Genomic DNA, 15,814 nt, shown 5'->3' with positions numbered 1-15,814 from the left:
CCCGGGAGCGCGCCTTCAACCCAGAACGGGCAGCACGAGGCTGACGGCGAGGGCGATCATCACGACGGCGATGAGCGCGTCGAGGATCCTCCACGAGCGCGGCGTCCGCAGCCAACGGCCCAGGTAGCGGGCGCCGAAGCCGAGAGCGGTGAACCACAGGATGCTGGCCGTCACCGCGCCGGCGGCGAAGAACCAGCGCTCCTCGCCGTGCGTCGCGGCGATCGAGCCGAGCATCAGCACGGTGTCGAGGTACACGTGCGGGTTCAGCCAGGTGAGGGCGAGGACGGTGAGGAGCACGGGCGCCAGAGCGGTGCGCGTCGCGGTGGCCGTGCCGCCCGCAGAGGGGGCGGTCTCGCCCCCGGGCTCCGAGGCATCCAGCGCCTGGCCCTCACCGCGCCAGGCGCGACGGGCGGCGAGCAGGCCGTAGGTCAGCAGGAAGAGCGCCCCGGCCCAGCGGGCGACGACGACGAGCCAGGGGGCGGCAGCGATGACGAACCCGAGCCCGGCGACGCCGGCGATGATGAGCGCGGCATCCGAGAGCGCGCAGATCACGACGACCGCGAGAACGTGCTCGCGGCGGATGCCCTGACGCAGCACGAAGACGTTCTGCGCGCCGATCGCGACGATGAGGGAGAGGCCGAGGCCGAGGCCGGAGAGCACCGAGAGCATGGTCTCAGCGTAGAAAGCGCGTCCATAAAGAGCCAGCGCAGATTCCTTCAGAACCATTAGCATCGCTAATGTGAGGATCGATCCCGAACTGGCCGCCACTCTCGCCGCCGTCGCCGACGAAGGCACGCTCGACGCGGCATCCCGCGCCCTGCGCATCACCCCGTCCGCGGTCAGCCAGCGGGTGAAGACGCTGGAGCAGCAGCTGGGGCGCATCCTGCTCGTGCGCACCAAGCCCGTCCGACTCACCGAGGCGGGGGAGTCGGTGGTACGCCTCGCTCGTCAGATCGCTCTGCTCGAGCAGGATGCCCTGACCGGACTCGGTGTCGACGACGGCATCCCGACGAGCAGGCCCGTCATCCCGCTGGCCGTCAACGCCGACTCGATGGCGACGTGGTTCCTGCCTCCGCTCGCTCGCCTCGCGGAGCGCCACGGCATCGACTTCGATCTTCATCGCGATGATCAGAACTTCACCGCCCGCCTGCTCGAGTCCGGCGACGTGATGGCCGCGGTGACCAGCGAGAGCGCACCGGTGGCGGGCTGCTCGGTCTCGCCGCTCGGGGTGCTCGAGTACCGGGCGGCCGCGGCCCCCGGGTATGCGCAGCGATGGTTCCCGGGCGGGGTGACGGCGGATGCTCTCGCCGTCGCGCCCTTCGTGGACTTCGACCGCCGCGACACGCTGCAGCACGAGTGGTTGCGCACACAGGGCGTCTCGCCCGAGGGTATCCCGCGGCACTACGTCCCGGCATCCCACGACTACGCGCGCGCGGTCGAACTGGGGCTCGGATGGGGGATGGTCCCGGCCGTGCAGGAGGCTGCGGGGCTGGTGCACCTCGGCGCCCCGGCGCTGCGCGTGCAGCTCTACTGGCAGCAGTGGAACCTGCGCTCCGCACTGCTCGACACGATCGCCGCCGAGATCGCCGCCGAGGCGCGGGCGGTGCTTCAGCCCTGAGCGGCGGTCGGCATGCCGGGCGTCCCGCCGGAGGCGAGGGCGTGCAGGAGTCGGGTGAGGCTCTCGATGTCGTCGATGTCCCAGTCGGTGAGCGACTGCATGAGCATGCCCTCCTGGGGTTTGCGGGCGAGCGCGAGGCGCTCCTGGCCGCGGGGCGTGAGGCGCAGGATCGACGAGCGGCGATCCGTCGGATCGGCCGTGCGCTCGACGAGGTCGAGGTCTTCGAGCTCGCGGACGGTGCGGCTGGCCTGACCCTTGTCCATCAGCATCCGCTCGGCGAGCATCGACACGGTCGCCTGCTCGCAGCGTGCGATCGTCGTGAACGCCTTGTATGCCCCGGGGAGCATGCCGGGGCTCACTCGGTTCGCGTTCTCCAGGATGAGGCGACGGAAGTGCGTGATCAGATCGCTGAACTCCGCCTCGAGGGCGCGGACCGCAGCGGTCCGCGCCTCCGAGGCGTCGATCGGGTGATCAGTGGCGGTCATCGGATGCCGTTCCCGTCGAGCCGCGGCCGTCGACGACGGTCAGGGTGCCGGTGGTCGCCGCACCCGAGAGGGCGACGGAGTCGGCGATCGCCGTCTCGCCGGCACCGTCGGCCGCGGCATCCGCCGACGCCCGCTCGCTCGTGGTCATCGTCGTCAGCGGCCGGTTCGGAAGGAACAGGATCGCGACGAGGCTGATGATGGCGAGCGGGATGCCGATGACGAAGGCGTGCGAGATCGCCTGAGCGTAGAAGTCCTCGATGATCGAGCGCACCGGTTCAGGGAGCAGGCGCACCTCGGGTAGCGTGCCGCTGGTGAGCTGCGCCGCGACATCGGCGCCCTTCTCGCCGAGCTGCGCGATCGCGGCGCCCAGGCGCTCCTTGCCGTCGGCGAACAGTCCGGTGAGCGAGTTCGCGAGCACCGCACCCATCACCGAGACGCCGACGGTGCCGCCGAGGCTGCGGAAGAAGGTGACGCCCGAGCTCGCGACGCCCATCTCGCTGGGCTTCGCGACGTTCTGCACGATCAGCACGAGGTTCTGCATCGTCATGCCGACGCCGGCACCCATGAGGAACATGTAGATCGAGACGAGCACGAAGTCCGTGTCGTAGTGCAGCGTCGACAGGAGGACGGACCCGGCGATCAGCAGCACGGCGCCGAGCACCAGGTAGCCCTTCCACTTGCCGAAGCGCGTGACGAGCTGCCCGATCACCATCGAGGAGATCAGCAGTCCCGCCATCATCGGCAGCGTCATGAGACCCGCCTCGGTGGGCGTCGCGCCGCGGGAGAGCTGCATGTACTGCGCGAGGTAGACGGAGGTGCCGAACATCGCGACGCCGATCGAGATCGACGCGATGACCGAGAGCGTGAACGTGCGCCCGCGGAACAGCGTGAGCGGGATCAGCGGCTCGCGCACTTTCAGCTCGACGATGACGAAGGCGATCGCGGCGACGACGGCTCCGCCCACCATGAGTGCCGTCTCGGTGCTCCACCAGTCGAAGGTCGACCCGGCGTTCGTGATCCAGATGAGGATCAGCGACACGGCGGCCGAGAGCAGCACGATGCCGACGTAGTCGATCGACGCCTTGCGAGTGCGCTCGGTCGAGATCTTCAGCGTGCGCTGCAGGATGATCAGCGCGGCGACGGCGAACGGCAGGGAGACGAAGAAGTTCCAGCGCCAGTTCGCGGCATCCGTGATCCATCCGCCCAGCAGCGGTCCGCCGACGGTGGCGACGGCCATGACGGCGCCGAAGAGGCCCATGTACCGGCCGCGCTCGCGCGGGCTGATGATGTCGGCCATGATGACCTGGCTGAGGGCGGCGAGTCCGCCGCCGCCGAGACCCTGGATCGCGCGGAAGGCGATGAGGGTGTTCGTGTCCTGCGCGAAGCCGGCCGCGGCGGTCGCGCCGACGAAGATGATGATCGCGATCTGGATCAGCAGCTTGCGGTTGAACAGGTCGGCGAGCTTTCCCCAGATCGGCGTCGAGATCGCGGTGGTCAGCAGGGTGGCGGTGATGACCCAGGTGTAGGCGGCCTGATCGCCACCGAGGTCGTGGACGATGACGGGCATCGATGTCGAGACGACCGTGGTGGCGATCATCGAGACGAACATGCCGAGCAGGAGGCCGGTGAGGGCCTCGAGCACTTGGCGGTGCGTCATCTTGGCGGGAGCGGAGTCCGTGGACATGCAGGACCTTTCGCAGTCGGAGAGTGGATGCCGCGACAGCTCTGGCGCGCACGAAGATGGTTGAACTTCGTCAACTATAGGACGGTGGTTGATGTTCGTCAACTATCGATCCGCGTCAGGTCGCGAACGCGCAACGATCGGGACCGCAGGCGAAAGATACCTTGAATGACCGTGCAGTCTCGGGAAGGATGGCCGGAACGCAACGGTGCGCGGCCTCTGAGGGGTGGCCATACGACGTACCGGAGCGACCGATAAGAATTCCTGAGGGGGAATCGCACATGGTTACGAAGGATCGGAAGCGCAAGACTCTGGCAGTGCTGGCGGGCGGGCTCGTGCTCGGCGTCGGAGTGGCGGTGACGCTCGCGGCCTGGAACGACTCCGAGTTCGCGACCGGCACGTTCACCGCCGGCTCGTTCAATCTGCAGGGGTCGACCGCGGGTGACGTGAGCGCCAACTACAGCGATCACAACGTCGACACCGGGGGAACGGCGGCCACGCTCGCCTTCACGCTGCCCACCGGTGTCGTCGGCAACATGGCACCGGGAGACGCGGTCTACGCGGGCTTCTGGGTGCGACTCGCTCCCGGAACGACGACGGGCGCGAGCCTCTCGGCCGCCGGCACGACGACGGGTGCCGCCGCGACGACGAACTCCGGCAACCTGTCGTACCAGGTGTACCAACTCGCGCCCGGTGCCACCTGCAACGCGGCATCCGCCACCGGCACCCCCGTCGCGACCGGGGCGACGATGGACGCCCAGACCGGCGTGACCGCGATGACGCTCGCCAAGGGAGCGGATGCCGCGACCGCCGGCACCGCCGTTCAGCTGTGCTTCAAGGTGACCGCCGGCACGGCGCTGAAGCAGGGCGTCGCGACCACGACGACCTGGAAGTTCACGGCGACGTCGACGAGCTGAGTCCGTCATGCAGACCCGCAGAGCGATGCGGGAGGCGAAGCGACTGCGCTCCCGCCGGATACGGGCCGTCCTCGCGGGCGGACTCGTCTTCGGTCTGGGCGCGGCCATGACGCTCGCCGCCTGGAACGACTCCGAGTACGCGACCGCGACGTTCACCGCCGGACGATTCGACATCGTCGGCGCGACCGACGGGGCCACGTTCTCGAGCCATGCGACGACGGGAGCTGCGGCGACGCTGAGCTTCGCCGTCGCGCCCACGGCCATGGTGCCCGGCACGACGACGTATGCGCTGTTCAGCGTCAAGACGGCGAACTCGTCCGGTGCGGGCACGCTGCAGCTGACGGCGGGGACGCCGAGCGGCACCGGGCTCGCCGCGCACCTGACGTACGGGGTGCGCCTGGTGCCGACCGCGGCGACCCCGAGCCAGTCGTGCACGGCCGCGACGTACGCCGCGGCATCCGCCTCGACGTCCATCGTCGTCGCCGACGGGTCGGCGCTCACGACGAACGGCGCAGCGACCGGCACCGTACCGCAGGCGGTGACCGCGAACGGCGGCAACCAGCTGAACTACTGCGTCGCCGTGACGCTTCCGACGACCGCGGTCAACGCCGCGCAGGGGCTCACCATGACGCAGACCTGGCAGATCCAGGGAACATCCACCTGACCGTCCGCAGCGGTCGACCACGCGAGGAGGGGTGATGAGCACGCCGACCACGAGGCGGGGCCTGCGCGAGCAGGCCGTCGCGTCGGGCGCGCCTGCGATGGCGCCGGCGCCCGCGGTGCCCCGCCGCCGCGGCGGCATCGGACGGATGCTCGGCGACCTCGGCCTGTGGATCGCCGCCGCGGCCGGGGTCGTCTGCATCGTGCTCGTGATCCTCGCCGTGACCGCGAACGTCACGCTCATCATGTTCCGCACCGGGTCGATGTCTCCGACGATCCCCGCAGGATCCGTGGCGGTCGTGCAGCGGGTGGATGCCGCTCAGGTCGAGGTCGGAGACGTCGTCACGGTCGACCGCGACGACGAGTTGCCCGTCACGCACCGCGTCACCTCGGTCGAAGCCGGTGCGAGCGAGTCCGAGCGCATCGTCACGATGCGCGGCGACGCGAACGCCACCGACGACCCCTTCCCCTACACCGTGACCTCGGTGCGGACCGTGCTCTTCTCGATCCCCGGCATCGCGAGCGTGATCGTCGGAATGGGTGACCCGTGGGTGCTCGGAGGACTCACCGCGGGGGCCACGGTGCTCGTGATCTGGGCGTTCTGGCCACGGTCGGGATCGGCCGCGACCCGCAAGCAGCAGGGGCTCACATGAGGCGCCGACTCGCGATCCTCCCGTCGGCGCTCGTCGCCGCCGGCATCCTCGCGGCCGCCCCCGCCATCCTGGCTGCCGCCCCCGCGTGGGCCGCTCCGACGACCGAGGTGATCCAGGGGCGCGTGCTGCGCCTCGTCTCGGTCGCCGACTGGGCGCAGGCCTCGCGGCTGCTGCCCGGCGAGCCGGTCCAGTGGGACGTCGCGGTGAGTGCGAGCCCGCCCGATCCCGGCACCGTCACGATCGCCGTGAGCGCCGCCGGGGACGCGCCGCTGCTGGTCGACGCGGCCCTCTGCATGCAGGAGTGGCAGGAGAGCGGATGCCCGGGCGGGGCCGAGGAGCTCGAGTCGGGGTGGAGCATCCCGCGCGACGGTTCCGAGGTCGCGCTCGCCGCATTCCCCTCCACCGACGTCGCGCACCTGCGACTGTGGATCACTCTCGACGCCGATGACGACGACGGCATCACCGATGTGCGGGTGCACGCGCAGGGTGCGGGGGAGGCGGTGGTCACCGGACCCGGAGGCGATCCTCTCCCGGCCACGGGCGGGACGATCGCGCCGTGGGTGACCGGGGCGGGCGTGGGGTTGGCCGTGGCCGGCATCGGACTCGTGGTGCTGCGCCGGCGGGACCGCCGCGGCGCGCAGCTCCCGGAGGGCGACGCATGAGCGGGCGGGAGCGGATCCGGGCGCGGGGTGGGAGGAGACGGCGGATGCTCGCCGGGATCGTCGGGCTGTCGGTGTTGCTCGCCGGCGGCACGGTCTCGAACGTCCCCCTCACCGAGGCGCGGTTCACCGGTACCGAGAACGTCGCCTCGGGAACGTTCACCTCGTTCCGCCTCGTCCCACCGCAGATCACCGCGGTCGTGAACTGCACGGGGCTGCTGGGACTGGGGCTCGCGAACGGCGTGACGTTGGAGTGGTCGTTCCCTGCGGGGGCCGCCTATTCGGGCTTCGCTCCGGCGACGAACGCGCAGTGGGCGTTCAACGCCGCCGGCGACAACTGGCAGGCGGTCACGACCACCACGGTGTCGCCGGGGGTATATCGAACGACCTTCAACACCGGCATCATCAGCGACCTCCTCAGCCTGCTTCTCGGCGGGTCGATGGTGTTCCAGGTGCGGACGAAGCTCAACGCCACGTCGACCTGGGTGTCGACCCAGACCTCGAGAGTGACGTTCACGAACACCGGAGGAGGCCCGCTCGGGCTCTCACCCGTGTGCTCCGCACCGGTCAACGGCACCTGAACCGGGGCTGCGGCCGCGCGCGGGTCTGCGAGGCGTCAGTCCGCGAGGGCGAGCGCGCGGAACGCGTCGCGCTCCCGCAGTTGCTCGCGGCGGCTGGCCGCGGCATCCGTCGTGCGGCTCGGAACCTGCTGGCCGGTCGTACGCCGGTAGAGCTCGTCGATGAGGTCGGTCGCGAGACCCACGAGCTTCGCGATCTCACGGTCGTCGCGGTCGATCCACACGCAGCGCGGCTCGTCGTGGACGGGGGCGAAGTCGACGTGCTCCTCCCAGACGAAGAGCGTGCGCTCGGCACCCAGCACGTGCTGCTGCCACCACACCTGACGGAGGTAGGTGCGCGGGATGCCGCGGAACGCCTTGTTCGTCGTCTTGATCTCGGCGAGCTTGATGCGGCCGTCGGCGTCGACCGCGATGCCGTCGGGGGTCGCGAGGTGCCGGTGCTCGACCTCGGCGCGGAACAGGGCGGACGAGGGCAGGATGCCGTGGGTCGCCGCCACCCAGGCGGCGATCTCGGGCTCGCGGCGCCGGCCGTGATCGGTGTAGGCGTTGCCGCCGAAGCGGGGTCCGCCGCCGAGCTTGGACTCCGCCGCGCGCGCGATCGACCTCTCGGAGGTGAGTCCGGCGACATCGGTGGCGGTGATGCCTCGTGACCGGGCCCGCAGCCAGGCGACGCGGTCGCGGGAGTCCGCGACGATGCGTGCGGCGAGTTCGGGGGTCACCCATCGAGCGTAACCCCGCCCTCCGACCTCGCCGACCCCACACGCCGCTCGTCCGCGCCGTGCCGTTGTCTCGGCGATCATGGCGGCGCAAAGAGACCCCGCGATTTGGGGGAGCGGATGCCGTGGGGTACAGTTGAACCAACCGAAGACCGCTGGTCATCGTCGTGTGCGCGAGTACATGTCGATCGAAGCTCTGCATCGCAGGGGCCCGCGCAGGTGTCACGATCTTCTCAGAGCTCCGTGCGCTTGCGCCGGAGCTCTTCTTGTTTTTGCGGGCGGTCCAGGTCGGCGCCCCACCACCGTGCGGCGCCTCGTACACACCAAGGAGTGACCATGGCGCAGAAGGATGCATCGGTCGCCGAGCTCACGAAGTCATTCGAGAACTCGTCCGCCGTCCTGCTGACCGAGTACCGCGGTCTGACGGTTGCCCAGCTCAAGGAGCTGCGCAACAGCATCCGTCAGGACGCTGAGTACGCCGTGGTGAAGAACACGCTGACCAAGCTTGCGGCCAACAAGGCCGGCATCACCGCGCTGGACGACGACCTCAAGGGTCCGTCGGCCGTCGCGTTCGTGCACGGTGACTTCGTCGCCACCGCCAAGGCTCTGCGTGACTTCGCCAAGGCCAACCCGCTTCTCGTGATCAAGGCCGGCATCTTCGAGGGCGAAGCCCTCACCGCCGACGAGGTCAACAAGTACGCCTCGCTCGAGAGCCGTGAGGTTCTGCTGGCGAAGGCTGCGGGCATGATGAAGGCGACGATGGGCAAGGCTGCCGCCACCATCGACGCGCTTCGCGAAAAGCTGGAGACCGCAGAGGCCGCGTAAGCGTCCGGCGATCTCGTCTACAAACCCCATCTATCTAGGAGATACATCATGGCGAAGCTTTCCACCGAGGAGCTGCTCGAGCAGTTCGCCGGCCTCACCCTCATCGAGCTCAACGAGTTCGTGAAGGCGTTCGAGGAGAAGTTCGAGGTCACCGCTGCTGCACCCGTCGCCGTTGCCGGCGCTGCGGGTGGCGCAGGCGCTGCTGAGGCTGAGGAAGAGAAGGACTCCTTCGACGTCATCCTCGAGTCGGCTGGCGACAAGAAGATCCAGGTCATCAAGACGGTCCGCGAGCTCACCTCGCTGGGCCTCGGCGAGGCCAAGGCCGTCGTCGACGGTGCTCCCAAGGCCGTGCTCGAGGGCGCGAACAAGGAGACCGCCGAGAAGGCGAAGGCTGCTCTCGAAGAGGCAGGCGCCACGGTTACCCTCAAGTAATCGCGTCTGAACGCTTCACGAATGCCCCGGCTCCGGCCGGGGCATTCGTGCGTTAAGGGGGGCGGGCGTCAGCGCGGCGCGGCGGTCGACCCGCGCACCACGAGGGCGGATGCCGCGGCGACCTGCTCGACGCCGGCATCCGGGTCGTCCATCCTCTGCGTGAGGAGGCGGACGGCGTCGTGACCCTGGTCGCGCGGCGACTGGCGGATCGTCGTCAGAGCGAAGAGCTCGGCGTGCTCGTGGTCGTCGATGCCGACGACGCTGAGCTCGGTCGGCACGGCGATGCCGAGGCGCCGGGCGGCGATGATCGTTCCGATCGCGGCCTCGTCGCACACCGCGACGATCGCGGTCGGTCGGTGCCGCCGATCTCCGAGGATGCCGACGGCTGCGGCGTACCCCTCGGAGAGGGTGGGTCCCGATCCTGCCACGCGCGCCTCGTCGGCGATCCCGGCGGTGCCGAGCGCGGCGAGATAGCCGTCGATGCGCTTCTCGTCGCCGTAGCTGAGCGCCGCGGCATCCGTCGTCCCGCCGACGAACGCGATCGCGGTGTGGCCCAGCTCGATCAGGTGCTCGGTGGCGATGCGCGCGGCGGCGGCGTCGTCGATCGAGACGGCGCTCGATCCCTCGCTGTAGGGCCCGACGCTGACGAGCGGACGCCCGGTCTGCTGCAACCGCTCGAGTTCGTGAGCACTGGGCTGGATGCCGACGGCGATGATGCCGTCGAAGCGACGGCGGGGGAGCACGTTCGAGAAGAGACGTTCGCGGGTCTCTGACCCCTCGGGGACCCCGTACAGGGCGAGGTCGTAGTCGAGCGCGAACAGTGCCTCCTGGATGCCGGCGAGGAGCTCGGCGAAGAACCAGCGGTCGACCGGGGGCATGACCACCCCGACGGTCTGCGTGCGGCCGGTGGCGAGGCTGGTGGCGGAGGAGTGGGCGACGTACGACAGCTCTGCGGCGGCCTGTTCCACGCGCTGACGCGTGTCGTCCGAGACGTAACCGCGTCCGCTGAGAGCCCTGCTCGCGGTCGCCTTCGAGACGCCGGCGCGGGCTGCGACGTCGGCGATCTTGCTCATCGGTCCTCCTCGACCAATCTCGGCATCGAGGGTTCTCGCTCCTGGCATCGACGCCGGCGCGCGGGGGGACGCGCCGATGTCAGCGTAGTGCGTGACGGGGCCGAAAAGGAACCGGTTCCACACGAAAACAATGAGAGCGCTCCCATTCCGCATCCCGATATGCCGCGAAAGGATGCGATCTTGTGACCTTCCCCAGTTGTGCCGCGGGAGGAAAGGCCAGTAGGTTTACCTGGAATCGGTTCCCCAATGGTTGCGGCGATTGCTCCCTTGGGCGGACGATGATCCACCTGAAGAGGAGAAGTAAATGGCTTTGTCACAGCGATACCGCCTTCTTGCACCGATCGCGCTCGTCGGAGCAGCGACCCTGGTTCTGGCCGGCTGCGCCGAGGGCGGCAGCGGCGACGGCGGTGGAGATGCGAAGACCACGGTCCGCATCTCCGGAGGTATCACGGGCGTCGAGGCTGACGACCTGAACAAGTCCTTCGAGCAGTTCACCGAAGACACCGGCATCACCGTCGAGTACACCGGCGACAAGGGCTTCGAGGGCAACATCGTGACCAAGGTCACCGGTGGCGACGCCCCCGACATCGCGATCGTCCCCCAGCCGGGTCTGCTCAAGACCCTCGTCGACACCGGCAAGGTGAAGGCGGCTCCCGAGGCCGTCGAGGCCGCGGTCGACGAGAACTGGTCCGAGGACTGGAAGAAGTACGGCACGTTCGACGACACGTTCTACGCGGCTCCGATGCTCGCGAACCTCAAGGGCTACGTCTGGTACTCGCCCAAGCAGTTCGCCGAGTGGGGTGTCGAGGTCCCGCAGACGTGGGACGAGATGCTGACTCTCACCCAGACGATCGTCGACACGACCGGTGGTCCCGCCTGGTGCGCCGGCTTCTCGTCCGAGGCGGCATCCGGCTGGCCGGGAACCGACTGGATCGAGGACCTCGTGCTCCGTCAGTCCGGCCCCGAGGTCTACGACCAGTGGGTGGCCGGTGAGGTCAAGTTCACCGACCCCGAGATCAAGGATGCCTTCGACGCCGTCGGTGAGATCCTGCTCAACCCGGACTACGTCAACGCGGGCTACGGCGACGTGAAGAGCATCAACTCCACCGCCTTCGGCGACGTGGCGGCGACCCTGGCGAAGGGCGACTGCGCCCTGACCCACCAGGCGTCGTTCCTCTCGGCGAACTTCCTCGAGGCGCAGACCGCCGACGGCAACACGCCCGAGGTCGCACCCGACGGTGACGTCTACGCGTTCATCATGCCGGGCGAGACGGCCGGCGAGGTCCAGGTCGAGGGTGGCGGCGAGTTCGTCGCCGGATTCTCCGACGACGACGCGACCCAGCAGGTTCTCGAGTTCATGGCCTCGCCGGAGTTCGCCGACGCACGCGTGAAGCTCGGTGGTGTCATCTCCGCCAACAAGAACGCCGACCCGAGCCTCGCCTCGAGCGAGTTCCTCCAGGAGGCCATGGAGACGATGCAGAGCGACACCACCACGTTCCGCTTCGACGCCTCCGACCTGATGCCGTCGACCGTCGGTTCGGGTTCGTTCTGGAAGGGAATGGTCGACTGGATCGACGGCAAGGACACCGACACGGTGCTCTCCGACATCCAGGCCGGCTACGAGAACTGATCGTCTCGCTACGATCAGCGTGAGCTGAGCGGGGTCGGGCTCCAGAGCCCGGCCCCGCTCCTCCCATCCATTCGCTCGAGTACGCGGCAGTACTCAGAAGGGGACTCCCATGTCGCAAGCGACCATCGAGAAGTCCGTCGAAGCCGACGAACTTCCGGTGACGAGGCACGGCGCCGATCCGAAGGGGCGCGCGATCACGCGCGCCGTCCTCGCGATCGGCTTCGTCGTGCTCGTCGCCCTCGCTCTCCTGCTCGTCTTCACCACCTCCACCGAAGAATCCGCCCGCACGACCATCGGGTTCTCGCTCAACAGCTTCTTCGTCGCCCTCGGCGGCATGCACCCGCTCGTGCAGATCCCCGTGATCCTCGCCGTCTTCGGCGTGGTGGTGGCCATCATCCTGGTGCTCATCGAGTTCGCCCCGCGCCCCGGCCGCGGCTACTTCATCATGCGGCTGGTCGCCTGCCTGGTGATCCCGGTGCTCGCCTTCCTGCTGCTGCGTCCGTACCAGAACGCCGTGCTCTACGTCGTGGCGATCGCCCTGCTGGTCGGCGCTCTGCTCTTCTTCGCGGACTTCCGCGCCCGCCAGGGAGCCGGCTACCTCTTCCAGCTCGTGCTCTTCATGGCACCCGCCTCGATCATGCTCATCCTGGGCCTGATCTACCCGGCGATCTCGACCATCTTCAAGTCGTTCTTCGACAAGACCGGCGCGAACTTCGTCGGCTTCGAGAACTACGTCTGGGTGTTCACGAACCCCGTCGGCACCTCCTCGGTGATCAACACGATCCTCTGGGCGCTCCTGGCCCCGACCATCTCGGTGGTCATCGGTCTCGCCTACGCCGTGTTCATCGACCGGGCGCGCGGCGAGAAGATCCTCAAGGTGCTCGTGTTCATGCCCGTCGCGATCTCGTTCGTCGGCGCCGGCATCATCTGGAAGTTCATGTACGACGCGCGTCAGGGTGACCAGATCGGTCTCCTCAACGCGATCGTCACCGCGTTCGGCGGCGACCCCGTGCAGTGGCTCGCCATCAAGCCGGTGCTCAACACCCTGATGCTCCTCATCGTGTTCATCTGGACGCAGACGGGCTTCGCGATGGTGATCCTCTCCGCCGCGATCAAGGCCGTGCCGATCGAGCAGATGGAGGCCGCCGAACTCGACGGCACCAACGCCTGGCAGCGGTTCCGCAACGTCACCGTGCCCGGCATCCGCTCCTCGTTGATCGTGGTGCTCACCACGATCACGATCGCCTCGCTGAAGGTGTACGACATCGTCGCCGTCATGACCGGTGGTCGTGACGAGACGAGCGTGCTCGGATTCGAGATGGTCAACCAGCAGCAGAGGTTCCAGAGTTACGGGCACTCCTCGGCGCTGGCCGTCGTGCTGTTCCTGTTCGTGCTGCCCCTGATCGTCTACAACGCCCGATCGATGGCCAAGCAGAGGGAGATCCGCTGATGAGCGCCACACAACTCGTCGTCACGCCCGACAACCGCACCAAGCGGCAGGTCGCCCGTGACACGCGCAAGAACGAGGCGATCGCCCACAAGAAGCTGACGTCGAAGGGCGCGACGATCGCTGCCGCGATCATCGCCATCTTCTGGACGATCCCGACCTTCGGGCTCTTCGTCACCTCGTTCCGTCCCGGTGCCGACACGCAGAACTCGGGCTGGTGGACGGTCTTCACGAACCCCGAGTTCACACTCGACAACTACGTGCAGGCCTGGAACTCGGGCGGCACCTCGACCACGCTCGCCTCGGCGTTCGTGAACTCGCTCGCGATCACCATCCCCGCGACGGTGTTCCCGATCGTGATGGCGGCGCTCGCCGCGTACGCGTTCGCATGGATCGACTTCAAGGGTCGCAACATGCTGTTCGTGTTCGTCTTCGCGCTGCAGATCGTGCCGCTGCAGATGGCCCTCGTGCCGCTGCTGAGCCTGTTCTCGGACGGCCTGTCGATCAACGACGTGCCGATCTTCCCGGGCTTCGGTCTGAACGAGGTGCAGTACAGCTTCGCCCGCGTCTGGATCGCGCACGCGATCTTCGCGCTGCCGCTCGCGACGTTCATGCTGCACAACTTCATCTCGGAGATCCCCGGCGAGATCATCGAGGCGGCCCGTGTCGACGGTGCCGGTCACGGTCAGGTGTTCTTCCGGATCATCCTGCCGCTGGCCGCTCCCGCGATCGCGTCGTTCGGCATCTTCCAGTTCCTCTGGGTGTGGAACGACCTGCTCGTCGCGACGATCTTCGCCTCGCCGGGCGCGCTGCCGATCACTCAGGCCCTCAACTCGTTGTCGGGCACGTGGGGCAACAAGTGGTTCCTGCAGTCGGCGGGAACCTTCATCTCGATCATCATCCCGTTGATCGTGTTCTTCGCCCTCCAGCGCTTCTTCGTGCGCGGCCTGCTGGCCGGCGCGACCAAGGGCTGACGCCTGAACGACGGATGCCGTGGTGCAACACTTCTGCGCCACGGCATCCGTCGTTCTACGCTGAACCTATGAAGTACGCAGATTCGATCGTCGACCTCGTCGGCGACACGCCCCTCGTGAAGCTCCGTCACGTCACCGAGGGCGTTGCGTGCACGGTGCTCGTCAAGCTCGAGTACTTCAATCCCGGCGGCTCGTCGAAGGACCGCATCGCCTCGCGCATCATCGATGCGGCGGAAGCGGCTGGGCAGCTGAAGCCCGGTGGGACGATCGTCGAACCCACGAGCGGCAACACCGGTGTCGGACTCGCCCTGGTCGCCCAGCAGCGCGGATACGCGTGCGTCTTCGTGGTGCCCGACAAGGTCGGCGACGACAAGATCGACGTGCTGCGGGCCTACGGAGCCGAGGTCGTCGTGACGCCGACGTCGGTGCCGGCCGACAGCCCGGAGTCGTACTACAGCGTGAGCGATCGGCTTGCGCGTGAGATCCCCGGCGCGTTCAAGCCCAACCAGTACGAGAACCCCAACGGTCCCCGCAGTCACTACGAGACCACGGGTCCCGAGATCTGGCGCGACACCGACGGCACGGTCACGCACTTCGTCGCCGGCGTCGGCACGGGCGGAACCATCAGCGGTACGGGGCGCTACCTGCGCGAGGTGTCGGACGACCGCGTGCGCATCATCGGCATCGACCCCGAGGGCAGCGTCTACAGCGGCGGAACCGGGCGTCCGTACCTCGTCGAGGGCGTCGGCGAGGACATCTGGCCCGGATCGTACGATCCGGCGGTGCCGCACGAGATCGTCGCGGTGGGCGATGCGGAGTCGTTCGCGATGACGCGCCGTCTCGCCCGCGAGGAGGGCATCCTCGTCGGCGGGTCGAGCGGCATGGCCGTCGTCGGCGCGTTGCGCATCGCCAAGGACCTGCCCGCGGATGCCGTGATGGTCGTGCTCCTGCCCGACGGCGGTCGCGGCTACCTCGGCAAGATCTTCAACGACGGCTGGATGCGCTCCTACGGGTTCAGCGAGGTGGAGGAGGGCGAGACCGTCGCCGACGTGATCGCCGCCCGTGCCGCGCGCCAGGGCGAGGCGATCCCGGATCTTGTGCACGCGCACCCGACCGACACGGTGCTCGAGGCGATCGGCATGATGACCGAGTACGACGTCTCGCAGCTCGTCGTGCTCAGCGCCGAGCCGCCCGTCATGATGGGCGAGGTCGTGGGCACGGTCGACGAGAAGGGTCTGCTCGACCTGCTGTTCCGCGGCGACGCCAACCCGGCCGACGCCGTGGGCGATCACGTGGGGGAGCGGCTGCCGCTCATCGGCATCCACGCGTCCGTCGCGCAGGCGCGTGCCGCGCTCGCCGCCGCCGATGCGCTGCTAGTCACCGAGGGTGGCAAGCCGCACACCGTCCTGACCCGGCAGGATCTGCTCGCGTACCTCTCGAAGTGACGCGCGACGAGTGACGCGCGA

General features: G+C 68.6%; 17 protein-coding genes. 12 read left to right on the top strand and 5 right to left on the bottom strand.

Annotation, left to right across the window (positions count from 1 at the left end; translation table 11 throughout):
- Positions 1-15: 15 nt before the first annotated feature.
- Positions 16-669 (bottom strand): LysE/ArgO family amino acid transporter, encoded by a 654-nt coding sequence (locus WFJ97_RS15465; RefSeq protein WP_336642151.1) that lies wholly within the window; start codon positions 667-669, stop codon positions 16-18.
- A 70-nt stretch (positions 670-739) separates the two neighbouring features.
- Here WFJ97_RS15465 and WFJ97_RS15460 point away from each other — a divergent pair, with 70 nt between their 5' ends.
- Positions 740-1,618, top strand: a complete 879-nt coding sequence (locus tag WFJ97_RS15460; RefSeq protein ID WP_247956723.1) for a LysR family transcriptional regulator ArgP — start codon at positions 740-742, stop codon at positions 1,616-1,618.
- On the opposite strand, the gene WFJ97_RS15455 is transcribed toward WFJ97_RS15460, so the two are convergent.
- Together WFJ97_RS15455 and WFJ97_RS15450 are read right to left on the bottom strand one after the other, a co-directional pair.
- Entirely contained in the window at positions 1,609-2,103 is a 495-nt protein-coding gene (locus tag WFJ97_RS15455) for a MarR family winged helix-turn-helix transcriptional regulator (RefSeq protein WP_336642150.1), read from the bottom strand. The genes WFJ97_RS15460 and WFJ97_RS15455 overlap by 10 nt on opposite strands.
- The gene (locus WFJ97_RS15450) at positions 2,090-3,787 is read right to left on the bottom strand and encodes an MDR family MFS transporter (protein ID WP_336642149.1); all 1,698 of its coding nucleotides are present in this window, start codon (positions 3,785-3,787) and stop codon (positions 2,090-2,092) included. Before WFJ97_RS15450 ends, WFJ97_RS15455 begins: the two co-directional genes overlap by 14 nt.
- Before the next feature lie 278 nt (positions 3,788-4,065).
- Between WFJ97_RS15450 and WFJ97_RS15445 the strand changes: the two genes are divergently transcribed.
- From WFJ97_RS15445 to WFJ97_RS15425, 5 genes are read left to right on the top strand one after another with little or no spacing between them, the layout of a single operon-like run.
- Entirely contained in the window at positions 4,066-4,701 is a 636-nt protein-coding gene (locus tag WFJ97_RS15445) for a SipW-dependent-type signal peptide-containing protein (protein ID WP_336642148.1), read from the top strand.
- Between the two features lie 7 nt (positions 4,702-4,708).
- The gene (locus tag WFJ97_RS15440; protein ID WP_336642147.1) at positions 4,709-5,365 is read left to right on the top strand and encodes a SipW-dependent-type signal peptide-containing protein; all 657 of its coding nucleotides are present in this window, start codon (positions 4,709-4,711) and stop codon (positions 5,363-5,365) included.
- A 34-nt stretch (positions 5,366-5,399) separates the two neighbouring features.
- Positions 5,400-6,014, top strand: coding sequence for a signal peptidase I (locus tag WFJ97_RS15435; RefSeq protein WP_336642146.1), 615 nt, complete (start codon positions 5,400-5,402; stop codon positions 6,012-6,014).
- Positions 6,011-6,676, top strand: coding sequence for an LPXTG cell wall anchor domain-containing protein (locus WFJ97_RS15430; RefSeq protein ID WP_336642145.1), 666 nt, complete (start codon positions 6,011-6,013; stop codon positions 6,674-6,676). The genes WFJ97_RS15435 and WFJ97_RS15430 overlap by 4 nt, the downstream gene beginning before the upstream one ends.
- A 44-nt stretch (positions 6,677-6,720) precedes the next feature.
- Positions 6,721-7,254: a hypothetical protein gene (locus tag WFJ97_RS15425; protein ID WP_247634137.1), complete on the top strand. Its 534-nt coding sequence runs from the start codon at positions 6,721-6,723 to the stop codon at positions 7,252-7,254.
- Positions 7,255-7,289: 35 nt separating this feature from the next.
- Here the strand turns inward: WFJ97_RS15425 and WFJ97_RS15420 are convergent, their stop codons facing one another.
- On the bottom strand, positions 7,290-7,970 hold the full coding sequence (locus WFJ97_RS15420; RefSeq protein WP_336642144.1) for a YqaJ viral recombinase family protein: 681 nt from the start codon (positions 7,968-7,970) through the stop codon (positions 7,290-7,292).
- A gap of 333 nt (positions 7,971-8,303) precedes the next feature.
- On the opposite strand from WFJ97_RS15420, the gene rplJ reads away from it, so the two are divergent.
- Entirely contained in the window at positions 8,304-8,792 is a 489-nt protein-coding gene (gene rplJ, locus WFJ97_RS15415) for a 50S ribosomal protein L10 (RefSeq protein ID WP_247625112.1), read from the top strand.
- Between the two features lie 48 nt (positions 8,793-8,840).
- Positions 8,841-9,224, top strand: a complete 384-nt coding sequence (rplL, locus tag WFJ97_RS15410) for a 50S ribosomal protein L7/L12 (RefSeq protein WP_247625111.1) — start codon at positions 8,841-8,843, stop codon at positions 9,222-9,224.
- A 68-nt stretch (positions 9,225-9,292) separates the two neighbouring features.
- Here the strand turns inward: rplL and WFJ97_RS15405 are convergent, their stop codons facing one another.
- Positions 9,293-10,297, bottom strand: coding sequence for a LacI family DNA-binding transcriptional regulator (locus WFJ97_RS15405; RefSeq protein ID WP_336642143.1), 1,005 nt, complete (start codon positions 10,295-10,297; stop codon positions 9,293-9,295).
- A 304-nt stretch (positions 10,298-10,601) separates the two neighbouring features.
- On the opposite strand from WFJ97_RS15405, the gene WFJ97_RS15400 reads away from it, so the two are divergent.
- The 4 genes from WFJ97_RS15400 to WFJ97_RS15385 all read left to right on the top strand — a co-directional run bounded on the left by WFJ97_RS15400 (position 10,602) and on the right by WFJ97_RS15385 (position 15,793).
- Positions 10,602-11,927: an ABC transporter substrate-binding protein gene (locus WFJ97_RS15400; RefSeq protein ID WP_336642142.1), complete on the top strand. Its 1,326-nt coding sequence runs from the start codon at positions 10,602-10,604 to the stop codon at positions 11,925-11,927.
- Positions 11,928-12,036: 109 nt separating this feature from the next.
- The gene (locus WFJ97_RS15395) at positions 12,037-13,377 is read left to right on the top strand and encodes a carbohydrate ABC transporter permease (RefSeq protein WP_336642141.1); all 1,341 of its coding nucleotides are present in this window, start codon (positions 12,037-12,039) and stop codon (positions 13,375-13,377) included.
- Positions 13,377-14,348 carry a carbohydrate ABC transporter permease gene (locus WFJ97_RS15390; protein ID WP_247625107.1) on the top strand — a complete coding sequence of 324 codons (972 nt, stop codon included), beginning with the start codon at positions 13,377-13,379 and terminating at the stop codon, positions 14,346-14,348. The genes WFJ97_RS15395 and WFJ97_RS15390 overlap by 1 nt, the downstream gene beginning before the upstream one ends.
- Positions 14,349-14,416: 68 nt before the next feature.
- Entirely contained in the window at positions 14,417-15,793 is a 1,377-nt protein-coding gene (locus WFJ97_RS15385; RefSeq protein WP_336642140.1) for a cystathionine beta-synthase, read from the top strand.
- Positions 15,794-15,814 lie beyond the last annotated feature (21 nt).

This window comes from Microbacterium sp. USHLN272 (assembly GCF_037149655.1).
Classification (GTDB): Bacteria; Actinomycetota; Actinomycetes; order Actinomycetales; family Microbacteriaceae; genus Microbacterium; species Microbacterium galbinum.
Note: the sequence above shows the minus strand (reverse complement) of the source record. Positions and strands in the feature narration are given on the sequence as shown.

What these genes read in the sequence shown, in the direction of transcription:
- WFJ97_RS15400 (WP_336642142.1), top strand. Translation starts at nt 10,602, where the DNA reads ATGGCTTTGTCACAGCGATACCGCCTTCTTGCACCGATCGCGCTCGTC.
- WFJ97_RS15405 (WP_336642143.1), bottom strand. Translation starts at nt 10,297, where the DNA reads ATGAGCAAGATCGCCGACGTCGCAGCCCGCGCCGGCGTCTCGAAGGCG.
- WFJ97_RS15445 (WP_336642148.1), top strand. Translation starts at nt 4,066, where the DNA reads ATGGTTACGAAGGATCGGAAGCGCAAGACTCTGGCAGTGCTGGCGGGC.
- WFJ97_RS15430 (WP_336642145.1), top strand. Translation starts at nt 6,011, where the DNA reads ATGAGGCGCCGACTCGCGATCCTCCCGTCGGCGCTCGTCGCCGCCGGC.
- WFJ97_RS15395 (WP_336642141.1), top strand. Translation starts at nt 12,037, where the DNA reads ATGTCGCAAGCGACCATCGAGAAGTCCGTCGAAGCCGACGAACTTCCG.
- WFJ97_RS15425 (WP_247634137.1), top strand. Translation starts at nt 6,721, where the DNA reads ATGCTCGCCGGGATCGTCGGGCTGTCGGTGTTGCTCGCCGGCGGCACG.
- WFJ97_RS15455 (WP_336642150.1), bottom strand. Translation starts at nt 2,103, where the DNA reads ATGACCGCCACTGATCACCCGATCGACGCCTCGGAGGCGCGGACCGCT.
- rplL (WP_247625111.1), top strand. Translation starts at nt 8,841, where the DNA reads ATGGCGAAGCTTTCCACCGAGGAGCTGCTCGAGCAGTTCGCCGGCCTC.
- WFJ97_RS15385 (WP_336642140.1), top strand. Translation starts at nt 14,417, where the DNA reads ATGAAGTACGCAGATTCGATCGTCGACCTCGTCGGCGACACGCCCCTC.
- WFJ97_RS15440 (WP_336642147.1), top strand. Translation starts at nt 4,709, where the DNA reads ATGCAGACCCGCAGAGCGATGCGGGAGGCGAAGCGACTGCGCTCCCGC.
- rplJ (WP_247625112.1), top strand. Translation starts at nt 8,304, where the DNA reads ATGGCGCAGAAGGATGCATCGGTCGCCGAGCTCACGAAGTCATTCGAG.
- WFJ97_RS15435 (WP_336642146.1), top strand. Translation starts at nt 5,400, where the DNA reads ATGAGCACGCCGACCACGAGGCGGGGCCTGCGCGAGCAGGCCGTCGCG.
- WFJ97_RS15465 (WP_336642151.1), bottom strand. Translation starts at nt 669, where the DNA reads ATGCTCTCGGTGCTCTCCGGCCTCGGCCTCGGCCTCTCCCTCATCGTC.
- WFJ97_RS15390 (WP_247625107.1), top strand. Translation starts at nt 13,377, where the DNA reads ATGAGCGCCACACAACTCGTCGTCACGCCCGACAACCGCACCAAGCGG.
- WFJ97_RS15450 (WP_336642149.1), bottom strand. Translation starts at nt 3,787, where the DNA reads ATGTCCACGGACTCCGCTCCCGCCAAGATGACGCACCGCCAAGTGCTC.